The sequence below is a fragment of the Salinivibrio costicola subsp. alcaliphilus genome, from assembly GCF_001996185.1.
GTDB classification, from domain to species: Bacteria; Pseudomonadota; Gammaproteobacteria; order Enterobacterales; family Vibrionaceae; genus Salinivibrio; species Salinivibrio costicola.
Genome location: NZ_MUFR01000197.1, coordinates 1 through 285, shown reverse-complemented (window position 1 = coordinate 285; position 285 = coordinate 1). Strand labels below are relative to the sequence as shown.

At 41.4% G+C, this 285-nt stretch carries 1 protein-coding gene; it reads left to right on the top strand.

The features are described 5' to 3' along the window. Nucleotides 1-276, top strand: a 276-nt coding sequence (locus BZJ21_RS15845; RefSeq protein WP_174566355.1) for a transposase, incomplete at its 5' end; no start/stop codon positions are given. Between the last annotated feature and the right edge of the window lie 9 nt (nt 277-285).

Sequence of the window (285 nt, the reverse complement as noted above, 5' to 3'; positions counted from 1 at the left end):
GGCTATCACCGCACTGACTTAGTGAAAGATGCGGCGTATGTACTCAATATAGAGCTTCATTATCTTCCACCTTATAGCCCCAACCTCAACCCAATAGAGCGGTTATGGAAGGTCATGAACGAGCATGCAAGGAATAATCTCTATTTCAAAACTAAACGGGATTTTGCACAAGCGATTGACCGATTTTTTACTGTGACTCTTCCTGAGATCGCAGGGTCTTTGACGTCTCGTATTAACGATAACTTTCAGATGTTCAATCATGCATCTTCAAGTTAATTGGGTATA